We start from the raw sequence: 16,039 nt of genomic DNA on the forward strand, positions 1-16,039 counted from the left end.
GCCGCGTCCCGTTCCGAGGCGGTTTAAGGTTCAAGCTGATGAATCGGCTCGGGGGACAGGACGGCGGAGTGAGCACAACGGTCGAGACCGGGCGGGCCGCGGCCGAGGATCCCTCGCCGCCGGGGAAACGCCGCAGGCGGTGGTTGTCCTGGACGGTCGTCACGCTGCTGGCCGTCTGGGCCGTCGTCAGGATCGGCGGCCTGGAGACGGGCTCGTTCCTCACCCAGCTGATGACCGTGACCCCCTACGGGGCGGGGCTGGCGGCGCTGACCGCGCTCCTGTCGCTGCTCAGGCGCAACCGCCCGGCCGCGCTCGCCGCGGCGCTCGTCTGCGCGGTCATGGTCTCGGTCCTGGCGCCGCGGGCGTTCGGCGCGGAGCAGCCGGTGGCGAACGGCGCGCCGCTGCGGGTGCTGGCGATCAACCTGTTCGGCCGCGGCGACGCCGCGACCGTGGTCGATCTGGTACGCAGGCTCGACGTCGAGGTGTTCAGCGCCCTGGAGCTGACTCCGGCCGAGGTCGAACGCCTGGACGCGGCCGGGCTGAGGCAGCTCCTGCCGTACCGGGTGCTGCAGGCGGACTTCGGCGCCACCGGCAGCGGCATCTTCGCCAAGTACCCGGTGACGGAGCTGACCGGCCTGTTCACCCCGATCGGGCACAACATGCCCGCCGCCACCCTGACGTTGCCCGGCGGCGGCAAGGTCGAGTTCGTGGCCGTGCACCCCAACCCGCCGCTCGGCCGGATGGAGGCCGAGTGGAACGCCGCCCTGCGCGCCCTGCCCTCGGCCTCGCCTTCGACCGTCCGGGTGCTGGCCGGCGACTTCAACGCCAGCCTCGACCACCGCGCCCTGCGCGACCTGCTGGGCCGCGGCTACGTGGACGCGGCCGACCAGGTGGGCAAGAGCCTGATCCCGACCTGGCCGAACTTCCGGCCGATCCCGCCCATCATCTCCATCGACCACGTCCTGGCCGACCGGCGGGTGGCCGTGCGCCGGGTCGAGATCGTGGACGTGCCCAGGACCGACCACCGCGGCGTGTTCGCCGAGCTCCGCCTCCCCTAGTCAGACCGCCCTCGTCCTGGTGGTGAGCCGCCGCGCGGACCCCAGCACGACGGTCTCCCCGGCGAGCCGGATGACGGCGCGCAGCGGCGGATCAGCCGCGGAGGGGCCGGCGGCGAGCGTGATCGTCCCCGGCTCGACGATGCGCCGCAGATCGATCCCGGTATAGGAGAACGCGTCCGCGGGCACCTCGAACGCCACCACCCGCGTCTCCCCCGGCTCCAGCGACACCCTGGCGAACCCGACGAGCTGGAGTGCGGGCCTGGCCACCTGCGCGACCGGGTCGGAGGCGTAGAGCTGCACGACCTCCTCGGCCGTCCTGGCCCCGGTGTTGCGGACCGTCACCCGGGCCTCGACGGCGCCGTCGGTGGGGACCTCGGTGCGGTCGGTCGCGAGGGCCACGTACTCGACGGCCGAGTACGACAACCCGTGCCCGAACGCGAACGCCGGCGTCGGGTCCAGCACCGTGATGCCCTCCGCCCGCCGGCCCAAGGGCGCCTGGAGGTAGGTGGACGGGTTGATGGAGGGCGAGTCCGGGATCTGCACCGGCAGGCGTCCGGACGGGTTCACCCGGCCGCTCAGCACGCCGGCGACCGCCGCCCCTCCCTCCACGCCGGGGAAGAACGCCTGGATCGCGGCGGCGACCCGGTCCTGGTACGCGCCCAGCGCGTACGGGCGCCCGGACACCACGACGAGCACGGTCGGCGTGCCGGTGGCCAGGACCGCTTCGACCAGGTCCGGCTGGAGGCCGGGCAGCTGCAGGTCGGCCGCGTCGCAGCCCTCCCCCGACGTGCCCCCGCCGAACAGCCCCGCCCGGTCCCCCACGAACACCAGCGCCACGTCGGCCTCGGCCGCGATCGCGGCGGCCGGGCCGATGCCCGACGCGTCGCCGCCCGACACGTCGGCGCCGAGGGCGTAGCGGATGCCGGCGTGCGGGAACTCCACCGTCAGGCGCTCTCTGATGGACGCGATCGGCAACCCCATGCCGTGCCCCGGGTAGCGGTCGAGCACGTGGTTGGGGAAGGCGTAGCAGCCCAGCAGGGTACGGGGGTCGTCGGCGCACGGCCCGACGACGGCGATCCGGGCGGTCGTGCCGGGATCGAGGGGCAGCAGGGCGGCGGGGTTGCTCAGGAGCACGAGGGAACGTTCCGCGACCGTGGTGGCGAGCTCGCGGTTGCGCGGGCCGTCCAGGTCCACGCCGTCCGCCTCGCCGGGGACGAGCGGGCCGCCGTCCAGCAGGCCGAGCTCGATCTTCTGCCGCAGCACCCGGCGTACCGACTCGTCGACCACCGACTCGTCGACCCGGCCCGCGCGGACGTGCTCGACCAGGTGCTCGCCGTAACCGACGGTCTCCGGCAGCTCCACGTCGATGCCCGCCAGCAGCGCGACCGCCCCGGCCGCCGCGTCGTCCTCGGCCACGCCGTGCATGGAGGCCAGGAACGGAACGGCCCAGTAGTCGGACACGACCGTTCCGCCGAACCCCCACTCCTCGCGTAACAACCGCCGCAGCAGGTCCGCGCTGGCGCCGACGGGCACGCCGTCGAGATCGGTGTACGAGTTCATCACCGACCGCGCGCCGCCCTCGTGCAACGCGGTCTCGAACGGCGGCAGGATCACGTCCGCCAGCTCCCTGGGCCCGATGCTGACCGGCGCGTGGTTGCGCCCTGCGCGCGAGGCGGCGTACCCGGCGAAGTGCTTGAGCGTGGCGATGATCCCGGCGCCCTCCAGGCCGCGCACGTAGGCGGCGCCGAGCTGGCCGACGAGGTACGGGTCCTCACCGAGCGACTCCTCGACCCGCCCCCACCGGTAGTCGCGTACGACGTCGAGCACCGGCGACAGGCCCTGGTGCACGCCGACGGAGCGCAGGTCGCGGCCGATCGCCCCGGCCATGCGCTCGATCAGCCCGGGGTCGAACGTCGCCGCCCAGGCCAGCGGCGTCGGGTACGCGGTCGCCCCGTACGTCGCGAACCCGGTCAGGCACTCCTCGTGGGCGATGGCCGGGATACCGAGGCGGTTCGCGGCCATCACCCGCTGCTGGAAGGAGCGCAGGCGGGCCGCCCCCTCGGCGGGGCTCAGCGGGGCGGTGCCGAAGACGCGGGTGAGGTGCCCGAGCCCGTAAGCCAGTCCCTCCTCCAGCCCCGCGGGCTCCACGAAGAGGTGCTGCAGCGGTGCGACCTTGCCCGGCTCGTCCGTCTGGACCCAGACGGATCCGAGCTGCGCGACCTTCTCCTCGATGGTCAGCTCGGCCAGCAGGGCCGCCACGCGCTCGTCGATCGTGCGGGCGTTGTCCCGCCAGGGCGCGAGGCCCGGCGCGTTCACAGATGTCATGGCTGAAACTTTCGAGAGTTCGTCCCGACCATTAGATTTGGACTCTAGGGTGCCGCCGCAAACCTCGTCAAGAATATTTCGAAGAACCGCCGAAAGTTTCGGAGCCATGGATGACGGAAACAAGACTGCGACCATGACCGTGACCAGGGATCCCGCCCCGTCCGGGGCCACACCGCCGACCATCGCGCAGCTCGCCGAGCTGGCCGGGGTCTCGGTCGCGACCGTGTCCAAGGTGGTCAACGGCCGCTCGGAGGTCGCGGCGGAGACCCGCGCCCACATCGAGCGCCTCATCCAGGAGCACGGCTACCGGCGGCAGAAGCGCCGCGCCAACCCGTCCGGCCTGCTGGAGCTGGTCTTCGACGAGTTGGAGGGCGCGTACGAGATGGAGATCATCAAGGGGGTCGAGCAGGTGGCGCGCGAGCACCGGCTGGCCGTGGTGCTGTCCGAGCTGCAGGGCCGCCACACCCCCGGCAGGGGCTGGATCGAGGACGTGCTGGCACGCCGCCCGGCCGGCGTGATCGCGGTCTTCTCCGGCCTCACCGCCGAGCAGCGCGACCAGCTCGACACCCGCGACATCCCGCTCGTGCTGGTCGATCCCACGGGCGACCCCGGCCACCAGGTGCCCTCGGTCGGGGCGGGCAACTGGAGCGGCGGGCTGTCGGCCACCCGGCACCTGCTCGAGCTGGGGCACCGGCGCATCGCCGTCATCACCGGACCCGCGCACGCGCTGGCCGGCCGGGCGCGGCTCGACGGCTACCGCGCCGCCATGGACACGGCGGGCGTGCCCGTGGACCCCGAGCTGGTCCGCGAGGGCGACTTCCACGTCGAGGCCGGGCTCGCGCACGCCCGCGAGCTGCTCCGCCTGCCCCACCCGCCGACCGCGGTCTTCGCCGCCAACGACTGGCAGGCCGTGGGTGTGTACCAGGCGGCGAACGAGCTGGGGTGGCGCATTCCCGACGACCTGAGCGTGATCGGCTTCGACGACCTCCCGCTGGCGCGGTGGGTCACCCCGGCGCTCACCACGGTCCGCCAGCCGCTCACGGAGATGGCCGCCGCCGCGACCGGCATGGTCGTCGCCCTGGCGCAGGGCGAGCCGCTGCCGCGCAACCGCCTGGAGCTGGCCACCGACCTCGTACTGCGCGCCAGCACCGCACCGCCTCCGAAAGTTTCAGGCAAGCCCTCGTAACTATCGGGCCGCCTGTCCGAGTGTCACGTGTCGCGTCTGCGGAGGTGGGCGGGCCAGGACAGGGTGGCGTGGTTCGGGTCCCAGCGGTGTTCGACGGCGGCGAGCACCGGCCCGGCGATACCGGCCGGCAGGCGGGCGACGCCGACCGAGGTGAGGCGCGGCCGCAACAACTCGCACAGAGGCTCGTCCTCCGCCCCCACCAGCGCCAGGTCGCCGGGCACCCGCAACCCCGCGTCCGTCAGCGCGCCCAGCAACATCCCCGCGTGCCGGTCGTCGAATCCGAACACCCCGTCAGGGCGGCCATCACCCCCGGCCCAGGCCCGCGCGATCCCGGCCGCGTCCGCCGGGTACAGGCCCATCGTGACCGGCCTGATCCGCGCCCCCCGCGCCGCCGCCACCTCCTGAGCGCCGCGGAAGCGGGCCTCGGCCGGCGGTCGCAGCCCCGGCACCCGCGGCATCAGCGCCACCAGATCGCCGCAGCCGCGCTCGACGAGGTGCTCGGCCGCGGCCCTGCCCAGGGACGAGTCGTCCAGCAGCACCGTCGGCACGAACGGCGACGCCGCACGCCCCATGCCGACCGCGACGACGCCCGACCCGTGCAGTAGCTCGACGCTCGCACCGGTGAAGCAGGCGGCGTCCGCCACGACGGCCGCAGGCCGCAGCGCGGCCCACGCCCTGGCCGCGGGCACGCCCCGCAACGAGGGGTCACCGTCCAGCATGCAGCCGTAACCGGCCCGGCGCAGGTCGGCGCCCAGCCTGGCCAGCTCGATCGCGACCGGCCGGTCGCGCAGCATGCCCCCGTCGCCCAGATGGACCAGAACCAGGTCGGTACGCCCGCGCGACAACGACCTGGCGCTGGACTGGGCGACATACCCGAGTTTCCTGGCCGCCGAGCGAACCTTCGTTCTGGTCTCATCGGGGATGCGGCCGAGGTGGCGGCCGTTGAGCACGTACGAGACCGTGGCCGTGGAGACCCCCGCCAGCTTGGCCACGTCGGCGATGGTGGCAGGGCGCTCCGGCCGGGACTCCGCGACGTTCATGACCCCCATCGTGCCCGAGCACCCGCTCACCGCCGTCCTGCCGGGCGCGCCCGGGATTCGTGTCGCCGGGCCGCACAGCGGGGCGCCCGCTCTACTGCGCGAGAGCGGGCGCCGTGGTGCTGCGGAATGTGCTGTGGAGGACGTCAGGCGACGTGCTCCTCGGCCTCCCGGTTGAGCGTCTCGAGGTCGAAGGCGCCCGACTTGACGGCCGCGGTGAACCCTTCCCAGTCGCGGCGAGGTACTTCCAGCACCGAGTCCGGGTTGTCCACGTGGATGACCTCCACGTGGTCGTTGATCCGCTTCGCCGCGACGCGGCTGGCGTCTTGCTTCATTGCTGCACTCCTTCCGGTTCACCCTGCGGAGGTTCCGCCCCGGCCATCCGTTCGCAGGAGGACCGGGGCGGTTGCGGGCAGCCTTCCATCCCACGGGGGCACCGGCCACCGGTTCCGGAGTAAGGCCGGATACAAAACCCCAACCCTCGGGCATCGATCTGTTCCCCTCGGTGAAAAGGATCACAGCCCGGCTGGTCGAGAACGGGGTGGGGAGGTGTCGTCCACGGCTGACGGGACCACTGGGGCGGGAGTGGGTGACGTCGGACCCCGCCGTTCGACGAGACGGTGCCGAAAACCCCAGCGCGGCGCCGGGACCGCTGTCGTCCGTCGGCGTGAGGCGTGCTCGATCCGAGACTCGTCAGGCCGGCGCGGCGGAGTGCGGATCGGCCTAGCTACCTCTCCGTCAGCGCGGTGACCAGTTCGTCTAGCCCGTTGAACCGCCAGTCGAAGACATCGGAGCTCGTCGGCGGATCCCCGACCGGTCGCTGGACGTAGGCGGTCCGCATGCCCCTCGCCTGAGCTCCGCGGAGGTCCCAGGCGTGGGCGGCCACCATGAGCACGCGTTCTGGTGGACACCCGGCGGTGTCGATGGCGAGCTGGTAGACCTCCGGCGCTGGTTTGTAGGCAAGGACGGCTTCGCTGGACAAGGCTTGGTGCCAGCGCAGCCCGGCATGTGCGTTGAGTCGCAGCAGAGCGGTGCGGCTGGCGTTGGAGAGCCCAAGCACGGGGAACTGCTGCGCGAGCCGCTCGAGACCGGCGACAGAGTCGCCCCAGGGGGGCAAGCGCTGACCCGCTGTGGCCAGCCGGGCAATGGTCGCCGGATCGGCGAGTCCGGCATGGTCGGCCACCCGTTGAGCAGCCTCTCCGTCGATGATCTCGGTGTTGACGTACGCGCGGTGCCCTTGCCCGATGCGTTGCTGCTCGAGCTCGAGATGCTGCTGCCACGAGGTGAGCAGCTCGTCGACAAACGCATCGTCGGACGCGGGCACCGCGTCGCGAATTTCCGCTCGAAGCCCGCTGGGTTCGTCGACCAGTGTTCCGAGGACGTCGAAGACGACGACCTCGATGTCGCAGATCTCGGCCATGCGTTCTCCTGTTCGTGCTGGTGTCACCAGCTCAGCAGGTGATGATCTTGCCATCAGCCTCGTCACCGGTCAAGATGGTAACGTGGATTTTGCGTTCGTGAGCGGCAACCCAGCCCTCGATCTGGCCGGCACCGTGGTGTCTCGTCGAGACGAGCCCATCGACGTCCTGGCCGCGCCCGCAGACCTCGAGCGGTGGGTGGCCGAATGTGACGAGCTCCCCGACCGTGTTACCGCCGACTTCGCAACCTTCGAGTCCGCGCTGTCACTGCGAGAAGCGACCTACCGACTTGCTCTCGATCGCGTGCTCGATCGGCCCTTCGATCCGGGCAGCCTCGAGATCGTCAACGACACGGCCGCCGGGCCAGTGCCCACGATCAAGCTCAGCGACGCAGGGCTGCATATGTCGGGAGACCTCCTCGCAGTGCTCTCTCAAATAGCCAGAAGCGGTATCGCCGTGCTCGCCGATCCCCACGCATGTCTCAAGGAGTGCGGTCGCACAGGCTGCACTCGCATCTATCTCGACCGCTCGCGCGGCGCCCGGCGCACCTGGTGCGGGATGGACGAGTGCGGCAACCGCGTCAAGGCCGCGGCTTATCGAGCTCGCAGACGAGCTTCGACCACAGCCGAGGGTCGCGGGCCCGAGGGAACCACCTGACGTCAATGCTCGTACGCCCGTTCTGTCGGTTGCTGGATCTACCCTCCCCAACAGAGGAGGTGCTCATGATCGACGAACACTGGTAGACGCGTCGCGCACCAGACACTGCCATCGACCTTGTCTGACCCCGCCCCTGACCACCAGCCTTGAACAGCCAAGATGCCTCGCGTAAGACCGCGGTGGCGGACTCAGCGGGGAACGACTTGAGCCCGCACGCCGGGAAGATCATCAAAAGCGGCCGACGAGTCCATCGTGACGATGGTTCTTGCCGTGGTCGCTGCCGTGGCGGCGATCAGCAGGTCATACGCTCCCCTCGCCTTCCCCTCCCGCCGGACATGCGCCATCAGCCGAGCATGCACCCTGGCCACGTCCGTGGTGTACTCCTCAACCGGGATCAACGCCAGGACCTCATCCACGAAGGCCTGCCGGTTGGGACGGCGTACGTCGTCGGCCAGCTCCACCCCGACGAGCAGCTCCGCCACAGTGATCGCGGCGATGGCCACATCGTCAGCATCACCAATCACCCTGTCCACGGACGCCTTGCCGCGCTCCGCAGCGATGAGCACACCGGTGTCCAGGATCAGGCGTCGGGCCACGTGCTCCTCATCTCGTCGTCGACCGTCTCTCGAGCCGCCGCGATATCGGCCTCGAAATCGGCGTCCAGCGCTCCCACACTTCTGGCGAGAAACGCTTTGACCACACGCCCGGGTGCCGTGGGCGCGGGGCCGATCACCGCGATCCGCTTCCCGCCGCGAGTGACCATGATCGTCTCGCCGCGCTCGGCCTCATCGAGAACCGCTGCGAAGCTTCGTGAGGCTTCAGTGGCAGTCATCACCTTCATGCAATCAGATTATCTGATCGCCTACGCGGCCGAGCGATCCGCAGAGCAAAGTCCGTAGCACCCGGGCGAGGACGAGACACGCCGGAGAGCGGGATCAGCGGGCCAGGAGGGCGAAGCGGTGGGCGGTTGCGCGTAGCGGGCGGCCTCGCTCCATGCCCGCATGCAGGGCGCGCAGGCGGGCTCCGTACCTGTCCACGTCGAAGTCCGGCACCTGCCAGGAGACGACGCGCAGGAACAGCACGAGTGCGCCGATGTCGTGGAATGTGGTGGTGAAGGCGGACTCCTGGCTCCAGATGACGCCGAGTCCGGCGGCGGTGAGCATGGTGGTCGCGGTGGTGAGGTCCCAGTCGTGGTCCTCGTGGGGCGGGCTGCCCAGCGCCTCGTTGATCTCTTCGAGGTCGTCGCCCGCGACCTGCTGGGTGACGAACGTGCCGCCACCGGCCAGGACGCGGCGGATCTCGTGCGGGTCGTACGACTCGTGCCGGTTGACGATCAGCTCGAACGACCCGTCGGGGAACGGCAGCGCGCCGTCGGCCTCGACCACCTCGACGCCGAGCGGCTCAAGGCGGGCGCGGGCGACCGGCACGTTCGGCGGGTGGCCCTCCGTGGCCGCGGTGCGGGGTGGCAGCGGGGCGAGGGACGACAGCAGCTCGCCGCCTCCCGTGCCCAGGTCGAGCAGGGTGGCGACGCCTGGGAGCCGCTCGCGTACCAGCTTCTCCTAGTCCCACGGCAGGTCTCCGCCGGTGGTCATGCGGCGGCCGAATGCGGCGAAGTCCCAGCCCTCGAACGGTGTGCTCAGCGCCTCGCGGATCAGCTCGTCGTAGCCCATGGCCATGATCATGCCGGGCGCGTGCTCCTTTCCCAGCGCGGTTACCGTCATGCCGATGGGCGTGGCGGGGTGCTCTCCCGTAGGACGACGTCGGCGGGCATTCGCACGTCCGCCGGTCCGTCGACGTCTGACAGCGCGAGCCGCATCGCGCTCAGTCCGGCCTCCCGTAGCGGGACGGCCACGGAGGTGAGTGCGGGTACGACGTCCACCGCCGAGCCGATGTCGTCGAACCCCGCCACCCCGATGTCCTCCCCCGGGATCACCCCCGCGTCGCGGAAGGCGGTCATGGCGCCGATCGCCATCACGTCGTTGACCGCGAACACCGCCTCCACGTCCTCGAACCCCCGCTCCACCAGCCTCCGGGCGGCCTCGTACCCGCCCGCGCGGGTGAAGCCGGTCTCGATCGCGAGTGGCTCGGGCACCCCCAGCAGCCCCGCGCGGAAGCCGTCGTGCCGGTCGCGGGACGTGCGGATCGCCTCGGGCGCGTGGAAGACCGCGAAGCGCCGGTAACCCGCGTCGAGCAGCGCCCGTGCCAGCCGCCCGGCGCCGCCGTGGTTGTCGATGGTGACGGTGCTGAACGGCAGGTCCCGCTGGCTGATCATGACGACCCGGCCGCCGGCCGTACGGTATTCCTCCAGTTCGTCGATGAGCGCGTCCCTGGTGCCGGTGCCGTCCACGCGGCTGCCCGCGACGATGATGACGCGGGGCCGCTGGCCGCGCAGGGTTTTGACGATCTCCAGCTCGCGCTCCGGCGAGGCGTCGGCCACCGCCATGGTGACGATGAGCCGGGCCGCCTGCGCCGCCTGGGTGACCCCGGCGGCGATGGAGGAGAAGTAGGGGTCGGCCACGTCGCGCACCACCAGCGCGACGGTCCTGGTCGAGCCCTTCGCGATCGCCTGCGCCGACAGGTGCGGCTCGTAGTTGAGCTTGGCCGCCGCCGCCCGCACCCGGGAGGCGTTCTCCGACCTGACGTTGCGCGCGCTGCCGTTGAGCGCGCGCGACGCCGTGGCGATGGAGACGCCCGCCTCCCGGGCGACGTCATGCAGGGTCGGCGCGGAGGAAGGGACCTGGGACCCGTCGTCCATGCCGGTCATTGTGGCACTGGGGTCATCGGCTCGCGGCCTTCTCGACCGCAACCCCTTGGGAGACGCGGAAGTCGTCGATGTGGATGCTGCCGTAGTTGGTGCTGTTGGCGTAGTAGTCGACCTGCGCGACGCTGTCCAGAGCGGTTCTGAACGCGGCGCCTTCGAGGACGGGGTGGCCGTCGATGTACAGGTCGAAGCGCTGGTTGACGGTGTCGATCACGGTAGAGACGCGGTACCAGCGGCCCGGCTCGTACGCGCCGACCGTCTTGGTGGTCGTGCCCTCGTAGGCGACGATGGTGTTCTTGGTGAAGGCGACGCTGACGGCGTTCTGGCCGTTCGTGCCCCTGATGTAGGGGACGGACCACCAGTGGTTGCCCGAGGTGTACGGCTGCTCGCTCATGACGTTCGCCTCGACGGTCACGATGCCCTTCAGCGCGAACGTCTGGGAGAGGCTGGTGCTGCCGCTGTTCGCCGTGCGCGTGAGCTTGACGCTCTTGCCGCCCGTTGTCTCGACGACCTCGACGCCGCCGCCGGCGCCGCTCACCACGAGGCCGTCGCCGCTGGTCAGGGGTCCGGTCGGCAGGTCATCGAAATCGTGCGCGGCCACCGGCGTAGAGGTCGGGCGGACGAGGAGCAGTGACCCGGCGTCGGTCGCCGTGGCGGGCTGCACGGTGAGCCCCGATCGGGTCGCCGCCGTGTATCCGGTGGCCTCGGCGCGGATCGTGTACCCCTCCCCCATCGGCACGTTCGCCACCGTGAAGGCTCCGTCAGTGCCGCTGGTGGCGGTGCCGAGCGGCCGATCGCCGTCCTCGACGGTGACGGTCGCGCCGGGCAGCGGCTGGGCCGCCTGGTCGAGCACGTGGCCGGTGACCGAGCCGGCCGAGGTGTTCGGGGCCATGGTCAGGTTGACCGTGGTGACGTTGCCGGAGCGGACGTCGACGGTCTGGGTCGCCGTTTCGTAGCCGTCCTTGGTGGCCGTCACGTTGACGTCGTCGGCGAAGGGGACGTTCTTGATCGTGTACCTGCCGTCGGCCCCGGTGGTCGCGCTCTGGCCCGCCGCGGTCACGGTCGCCCCCGTGAGGGGGGCGCCCGACGGGGTGCGGACGGTGCCGATGATCGACTCCGCCGTCGCGCCCTTGGCGGTGGTGTACTCGAAGGCGCCGAGGTCGGGGGCGCCGTTGTAGAGCGGCCTGCCCGCGTAGTCGCGGCCGCCGTTCCCGTCGATCTCCGTGCCCGTGTCGATCGCGGGCGAGCCCGAGGTGACGCGCAGGCCGTACGCGGTCTTCAGCTGGGGTCCCGTCTCCGGGGTGCCGTAGGGGCCGTCGAGCGGGGCGTCGGCGAACTGCGGGTCGGCGATCACCGCGGCCTCATCGCCCGCCGGCACCGCCGCGCCGCCGTAGAGGTTGTGGCTGTAGGCGATGGTCGGGCTGGTCGTCAGCGTCGCGGCCCGCGTCGAGTACAGGACGTTGTTGGTGATGTCGTAGCGTGCTTGGAGGTAGCTGCCGTACCCATAGATGAGGTACGCGGATTTGTCGTTGTAGATCGTGTTGTTGTAGATCTGCGCGGTGGCTGCCCGGTCGGAGTGCAGGTAGATCTGGTAGCGGCTGTTGCTCGCGATGACGTTGTTCCTGACGATGGCGTCACCGAAGGCGAACTGGCACAGCAGCACACCGTCGCCGTTGCCGTGGATGTAGTTGTACTGGACGACGTGCCGGGTGGTGCCCTTGTCCGGGTCGATCCCGTTGGAGTCGGCGCCTCCGGCCTTCTGCTGCGTCTCGTACACCTCGTTGAACTGGAACGTCACGTCGTCCGAGAAGTACGACTCGATGCCGGAGGTGCCCGCGCGGTAGACGACGTTGTGCTCGACGAGGGCGCCGCGGACGTTGGTGAGGTACATGGCGTTGCAGCCGTAGGCCGTGCCGGCCTGGGTGACGTGGTTGTTCCTGATGACGATGTTCGTGTGCGGGGTGAACTTGGGGTCGGTCGGGCTCTGCCGGGTGCCCCAGCCTGTGGCCGTCGCGATCGTCTCGCCGGCGTCGTTCTTGCCGTCCCCGGTGTACTGCTTGAAGACGATGCCGGCGAACGACGTGTTGGCGACCGTGGAGTTCTGGATCATCACGTCGTTCAGCACGGTCGCCTTCGCGGGCGGCGCGTTGATGTCGGGCACCGTCGTGTCGAACACGATGCCGCCGGTCTTCTTCGAGCCGTCCCAGCCGGTCTGGAAGCGGATGCCGGGCGCGTTGCCCGAGATGTCGCCGCCGATCCAGTTGACCTGGCCGGTGACGTCGTGCACGGCCACGCCGTCGATGACGAAGCCGTCGAGCGTCTGGCTGTTGTCGCCGGAGACGTGGATGCCGCGCAGGTCACGCAGGTTCTCGCCGGGGGTGCCGGTCGCCGGGACCTCGTTCGTCACCTCCAGGTTGCGGATGGTCCAGTACTCCTGGTTGAACAGGCGGACGACGTCGCCGACCTGGCCCGCGCCGTCGATGCGCGGCTTGCCGCCCCGGCCGTAGGTGTCGACGGTGATGGGCGCGCCGCTGCTGCCCGAGCCCTTGGGCCAGAGCTGGCCGGTCCACCGTTGTCCCGCGCGCAGCAGGATGCGGTCGCCCGGGCGGAACGTGGTGTCGTTCACCTTGCCCAGGCTCTTCCAGGGGTGCTCATCGTTGCGGCCGGAGGCCGAGTCGTCGCCGCGGGTCGCGTCGACGTAGTAGGTCGTGCCCCGCGGCGCCGCTGCGGCGGGCTGGGCGTGGAGTGCTAGTGCCGCGATCATGGCGGCACCTAATAGCAGACGGAAATGGGCAGCGTCACGTGACATCGCCGCGCTCCTCAAAGGGGTTGATATGCGCCGGGCGCGCCCGGCGGGTGATCAGCTCGGATCAGGGGTGTGCACGATCGGGTGGGCGACGTCGTGCGCGCGCAGGTGGCCGCACATGCCCCACCGCTCCTCCGGCGGGCTCTCCATCAGGGCGGATCGGCGGAGGTGCGCTCCGTCGCCGCGGTCCAGGGCGTCCAGGATCTCGGCGGTACGGCGGGTCTCCCGGGCGACCGTGGCCTCCCAGATCTCGCGCCAGGCCGCCGCCTTGGGGCGTACCAGGGCGACGGCGCTGTCGTAGAAGCGCTGGAGAGGGGCCAGATCGCCCTTCGCGGCGCTGTTCGCGAGGCTCAGGAAGCCCTCGACGGCCAGCTCCCGCCGCCGCCGGACCGCCGCCTCGACCTCCTCAACCGGGAGCGTGGCGGCCTCGCGGTAACTCGCCGCGTCGCCCACGATCTCGGGCGGGAACGTCATGACCGCGTCGCCCGCCTCGGGCAGCCCGGCGTTCGACATGACGACCACCACCTCCAGGCCGCCGCGGTTGATCGCGCGGTGGATGGTGCCGGGCGTGAACCACACGGTCGATCCGGCGTTCAGCTCGGTCTCGCGCAGGCCGTTCAGGTCGAGGGTCTGCAGTGCGCCGCGGCCGCCGACGACCACGTACGCCTCGGTGGAGGCCGTGTGCAGGTGCGGCGTGCCGCCCTCCAGGCCGTCGGCACAGGTGCCGATCTGGTAGACCGACAACCGGCTGACCGAGGTTCCTCCTGGGAACGTCATGCGAGCACGTCCCGGCCCCGCTTGGCCAGCAGCGCCGTGCCGTCCTCGCCGCGGTCGCCGTCGGCGATCACGACCGCGTACCGGAAGCGCATCGTCTCGCCGTCCGGCAGCTCCACCTCCTCGCTGAAGAACGGCGCCGGGCACAGGCACGCGAACTCCTCCGTGCGCGCGAACCACTGCGGCGGGTGTTGCGGGTTCGACGTGTCGTCCACCATGACGATCGTCGAGTGCTCGCCGGTCTCGTCGTGCCTGCCGCGGAAGCCGAACCACTCCGCCCGCTGCCCGCGCAGCTCGCCGCCGCCCGCCCCTTCAGGCGATTGGATGAGCCCTCCGGTGAACGACCTGGGACCGCGCCAGAAGAGACCGCCGTACCCGGCGTTCTCGCGGCCCTTCGTGGTCGGGGAGCCGAACGCGAGCGCGGCGCCCGACACGTTCGTCATGGCCGTGTCGAACAGCAGCGCCCAGGTCGCGCCGTCCACGATCTGCGCGGTCAGCGACCGCCGCTCCTCGATGACGGGGTCTCCGGACTGCGCGGTCCAGTCGAGCGTGTGCCCGACCTCGACCCGCTCCGCGGTCGCCGACAGCGTGGTCATCTCACGGTGCGTGGCGCTGCCGTTGTTGTCGAGCTGCACGTACTGTCCCTGTACGTACGTCGGCCCGCCCCAGAAGTTGTGCTCCCCTACGTGCGGCAGCGACCAGGCGATGCCCTTGTGCCAGACGTGGTCGTGCGGCCGGAACAGCGACACCAGCGCGCCGCCGAGGGTCCGGATCGGGTGCAAGTACGGCTTCGGCGACTCCAGCACCGGCGTGTCGGGCCGGTAGGTGTAGGTGAACAGCTCGACGTCGCCCGCCGTGACGGCGACCGACCGGCCGAGCGCGTGGTTGGCCTGCAGGGTCACGGGTTCCTCACCTTTTCCCATGGGGTGCCCGTGCCGTCCATCCTCTGGGCGAACGGGCTGTCGGCTGTGATCTGTCCAGCTCGTACGCGCTCGCCGGTGAAGGCGGAGGCGTACAGGGCGGCGATGAACTCCATCGTCCGCCGGGCGTCCTCGACGGTCACCGGAGGCGCCTGGCCCTGGTCGAGCGCGTCGAGCACGGCGGCGAGCCAGCCGCGGTGGCCGCTGGACTCGCTGGTGTGGCCTTGCCCCCACAGGGAGGTCACGTCCTCGTGCCCCGGCGCCGGGGTCACGGTCCAGTCGTCGTCGGTGTAGCCGTACAGGTGCTCCAGCTCGACCGTGGCGTGCTCGTAGTCGAACCGGAGCTGGGAGGTCTGCCTCGGGGACACGACCGAGTTCACCACCGTGGCGACCGCGCCGTTCTCGAACGTGACCAGCGCCATCGACACGTCCTCGGTGTTCACCGAGCGGGCCTGGCGGGCGGCCACGGCGGTGACCTCGCGCCACGGCCCGAGCACCGAGAACAGCAGGTCGAACTGGTGAATGCCGTGCCCCATCGTCGGCCCGCCGCCCTCGGACTCCCAGGTGCCGCGCCACGGCACCGCGTAGTAGTCCTCGTCGCGGAACCACTGGGTGTCGCAGGTCGCCAGCAGCGGGCGGCCCAGGTCACCGGCGTCCGCCAGGCGGCGCAGGCGTATGGCGCCGGCGCCGAAGCGGTGCTGCAGGACGGTCGCGACGTGCGCCGTCGAGCGGCGCTCGGCCTCGATCAGGGCGTCGAACTCGGCCAGCGAGAGCGTGGGCGGCTTCTCCACTAACGCCGTGACCCCGGCCTCCAGGCAGGCGATGGCCAGCGGCGCGTGCAGCTGGGGTGGCGTGCACAGGTGCACGAAGTCCGGCTCCTCCTCCCGCAGCAGCTCCTCCGCGCTGGCGTGGCTGCGCGGCACGCCGTACTTGGCGGCGAACGCGCTCGCCCGGCCGGCGTCCACGTCGGCCACGGCCACGAGGCTCGCCCGGCCGGAGCCGAGCAGGGCCTGCGCGTGGGCGTGGGCGATGCCACCGGTCCCGATGATCGCGGCCCGGTAGTTCCGTTGGGACATCTGGATTCTCCTGTGTGAGGG

General features: G+C 71.3%; 16 protein-coding genes. 3 read left to right on the forward strand and 13 right to left on the reverse strand.

The window, feature by feature from the left end; genetic code table 11:
* Window positions 1-68 precede the first annotated feature (68 nt).
* Window positions 69-1,058: an endonuclease/exonuclease/phosphatase family protein gene (locus ACFLIM_RS14565; RefSeq protein WP_393165414.1), complete on the forward strand. Its 990-nt coding sequence runs from the start codon at window positions 69-71 to the stop codon at window positions 1,056-1,058.
* On the opposite strand, the gene ACFLIM_RS14570 is transcribed toward ACFLIM_RS14565, so the two are convergent.
* Window positions 1,059-3,383 (reverse strand): beta-glucosidase family protein, encoded by a 2,325-nt coding sequence (locus ACFLIM_RS14570; RefSeq protein WP_393165416.1) that lies wholly within the window; start codon window positions 3,381-3,383, stop codon window positions 1,059-1,061. It abuts the gene before it with no gap.
* 133 nt (window positions 3,384-3,516) lie between these two features.
* On the opposite strand from ACFLIM_RS14570, the gene ACFLIM_RS14575 reads away from it, so the two are divergent.
* Window positions 3,517-4,569: a LacI family DNA-binding transcriptional regulator gene (locus ACFLIM_RS14575; RefSeq protein ID WP_393165418.1), complete on the forward strand. Its 1,053-nt coding sequence runs from the start codon at window positions 3,517-3,519 to the stop codon at window positions 4,567-4,569.
* A 23-nt stretch (window positions 4,570-4,592) separates the two neighbouring features.
* Here ACFLIM_RS14575 and ACFLIM_RS14580 read toward each other — a convergent pair whose 3' ends face one another.
* From ACFLIM_RS14580 to ACFLIM_RS14590, 3 genes are all read right to left on the reverse strand, one after another.
* Entirely contained in the window at window positions 4,593-5,609 is a 1,017-nt protein-coding gene (locus tag ACFLIM_RS14580; RefSeq protein ID WP_393165420.1) for a LacI family DNA-binding transcriptional regulator, read from the reverse strand.
* A 143-nt stretch (window positions 5,610-5,752) separates the two neighbouring features.
* A complete protein-coding gene (locus ACFLIM_RS14585) occupies window positions 5,753-5,941 on the reverse strand; it encodes a hypothetical protein (RefSeq protein ID WP_393165422.1) in 189 nt (62 codons plus the stop codon).
* Window positions 5,942-6,333: 392 nt separating this feature from the next.
* Complete coding sequence (locus ACFLIM_RS14590) at window positions 6,334-7,026, reverse strand: haloacid dehalogenase type II (protein WP_393165424.1); 693 nt, start codon at window positions 7,024-7,026, stop codon at window positions 6,334-6,336.
* On the opposite strand from ACFLIM_RS14590, the gene ACFLIM_RS14595 reads away from it, so the two are divergent.
* Window positions 7,007-7,681: a CGNR zinc finger domain-containing protein gene (locus tag ACFLIM_RS14595; protein ID WP_393165426.1), complete on the forward strand. Its 675-nt coding sequence runs from the start codon at window positions 7,007-7,009 to the stop codon at window positions 7,679-7,681. The two genes, ACFLIM_RS14590 and ACFLIM_RS14595, sit on opposite strands and share 20 nt — an antisense overlap.
* Window positions 7,682-7,869: 188 nt before the next feature.
* Here the strand turns inward: ACFLIM_RS14595 and ACFLIM_RS14600 are convergent, their stop codons facing one another.
* The 9 genes from ACFLIM_RS14600 to ACFLIM_RS14640 all read right to left on the reverse strand — a co-directional run bounded on the left by ACFLIM_RS14600 (window position 7,870) and on the right by ACFLIM_RS14640 (window position 16,018).
* A complete protein-coding gene (locus tag ACFLIM_RS14600) occupies window positions 7,870-8,277 on the reverse strand; it encodes a PIN domain-containing protein (RefSeq protein WP_393165428.1) in 408 nt (135 codons plus the stop codon).
* On the reverse strand, window positions 8,262-8,522 hold the full coding sequence (locus tag ACFLIM_RS14605) for a type II toxin-antitoxin system Phd/YefM family antitoxin (RefSeq protein WP_393165430.1): 261 nt from the start codon (window positions 8,520-8,522) through the stop codon (window positions 8,262-8,264). Before ACFLIM_RS14605 ends, ACFLIM_RS14600 begins: the two co-directional genes overlap by 16 nt.
* A gap of 94 nt (window positions 8,523-8,616) precedes the next feature.
* Window positions 8,617-9,234, reverse strand: a complete 618-nt coding sequence (locus ACFLIM_RS14610) for a class I SAM-dependent methyltransferase (protein ID WP_393165515.1) — start codon at window positions 9,232-9,234, stop codon at window positions 8,617-8,619.
* A gap of 6 nt (window positions 9,235-9,240) precedes the next feature.
* Window positions 9,241-9,402 carry a hypothetical protein gene (locus ACFLIM_RS14615; RefSeq protein WP_393165432.1) on the reverse strand — a complete coding sequence of 54 codons (162 nt, stop codon included), beginning with the start codon at window positions 9,400-9,402 and terminating at the stop codon, window positions 9,241-9,243.
* On the reverse strand, window positions 9,399-10,436 hold the full coding sequence (locus ACFLIM_RS14620) for a LacI family DNA-binding transcriptional regulator (RefSeq protein WP_393165434.1): 1,038 nt from the start codon (window positions 10,434-10,436) through the stop codon (window positions 9,399-9,401). The genes ACFLIM_RS14615 and ACFLIM_RS14620 overlap by 4 nt, the downstream gene beginning before the upstream one ends.
* Before the next feature lie 22 nt (window positions 10,437-10,458).
* The gene (locus tag ACFLIM_RS14625) at window positions 10,459-13,206 is read right to left on the reverse strand and encodes a carboxypeptidase regulatory-like domain-containing protein (protein WP_393165436.1); all 2,748 of its coding nucleotides are present in this window, start codon (window positions 13,204-13,206) and stop codon (window positions 10,459-10,461) included.
* Between the two features lie 96 nt (window positions 13,207-13,302).
* Window positions 13,303-14,025 (reverse strand): cupin domain-containing protein, encoded by a 723-nt coding sequence (locus ACFLIM_RS14630; RefSeq protein ID WP_393165438.1) that lies wholly within the window; start codon window positions 14,023-14,025, stop codon window positions 13,303-13,305.
* The gene (locus tag ACFLIM_RS14635) at window positions 14,022-14,924 is read right to left on the reverse strand and encodes a DUF6807 domain-containing protein (protein WP_393165440.1); all 903 of its coding nucleotides are present in this window, start codon (window positions 14,922-14,924) and stop codon (window positions 14,022-14,024) included. The genes ACFLIM_RS14630 and ACFLIM_RS14635 overlap by 4 nt, the downstream gene beginning before the upstream one ends.
* Entirely contained in the window at window positions 14,921-16,018 is a 1,098-nt protein-coding gene (locus ACFLIM_RS14640) for a Gfo/Idh/MocA family protein (RefSeq protein ID WP_393165442.1), read from the reverse strand. The genes ACFLIM_RS14635 and ACFLIM_RS14640 overlap by 4 nt, the downstream gene beginning before the upstream one ends.
* Window positions 16,019-16,039 lie beyond the last annotated feature (21 nt).

The sequence above is a fragment of the Nonomuraea marmarensis genome (assembly GCF_043197025.1).
Classification (GTDB): Bacteria; Actinomycetota; Actinomycetes; order Streptosporangiales; family Streptosporangiaceae; genus Nonomuraea; species Nonomuraea marmarensis.

Bases quoted from the DNA above. Each gene is read 5' to 3' on its own strand.
- ACFLIM_RS14570 (WP_393165416.1), bottom strand. From the start codon at position 3,383: ATGACATCTGTGAACGCGCCGGGCCTCGCGCCCTGGCGGGACAACGCC.
- ACFLIM_RS14575 (WP_393165418.1), top strand. From the start codon at position 3,517: ATGACCGTGACCAGGGATCCCGCCCCGTCCGGGGCCACACCGCCGACC.
- ACFLIM_RS14580 (WP_393165420.1), bottom strand. From the start codon at position 5,609: ATGAACGTCGCGGAGTCCCGGCCGGAGCGCCCTGCCACCATCGCCGAC.
- ACFLIM_RS14585 (WP_393165422.1), bottom strand. From the start codon at position 5,941: ATGAAGCAAGACGCCAGCCGCGTCGCGGCGAAGCGGATCAACGACCAC.
- ACFLIM_RS14595 (WP_393165426.1), top strand. From the start codon at position 7,007: ATGTCGCAGATCTCGGCCATGCGTTCTCCTGTTCGTGCTGGTGTCACC.
- ACFLIM_RS14590 (WP_393165424.1), bottom strand. From the start codon at position 7,026: ATGGCCGAGATCTGCGACATCGAGGTCGTCGTCTTCGACGTCCTCGGA.
- ACFLIM_RS14605 (WP_393165430.1), bottom strand. From the start codon at position 8,522: ATGAAGGTGATGACTGCCACTGAAGCCTCACGAAGCTTCGCAGCGGTT.
- ACFLIM_RS14615 (WP_393165432.1), bottom strand. From the start codon at position 9,402: ATGACGGTAACCGCGCTGGGAAAGGAGCACGCGCCCGGCATGATCATG.
- ACFLIM_RS14620 (WP_393165434.1), bottom strand. From the start codon at position 10,436: ATGGACGACGGGTCCCAGGTCCCTTCCTCCGCGCCGACCCTGCATGAC.
- ACFLIM_RS14625 (WP_393165436.1), bottom strand. From the start codon at position 13,206: ATGATCGCGGCACTAGCACTCCACGCCCAGCCCGCCGCAGCGGCGCCG.
- ACFLIM_RS14630 (WP_393165438.1), bottom strand. From the start codon at position 14,025: ATGACGTTCCCAGGAGGAACCTCGGTCAGCCGGTTGTCGGTCTACCAG.
- ACFLIM_RS14640 (WP_393165442.1), bottom strand. From the start codon at position 16,018: ATGTCCCAACGGAACTACCGGGCCGCGATCATCGGGACCGGTGGCATC.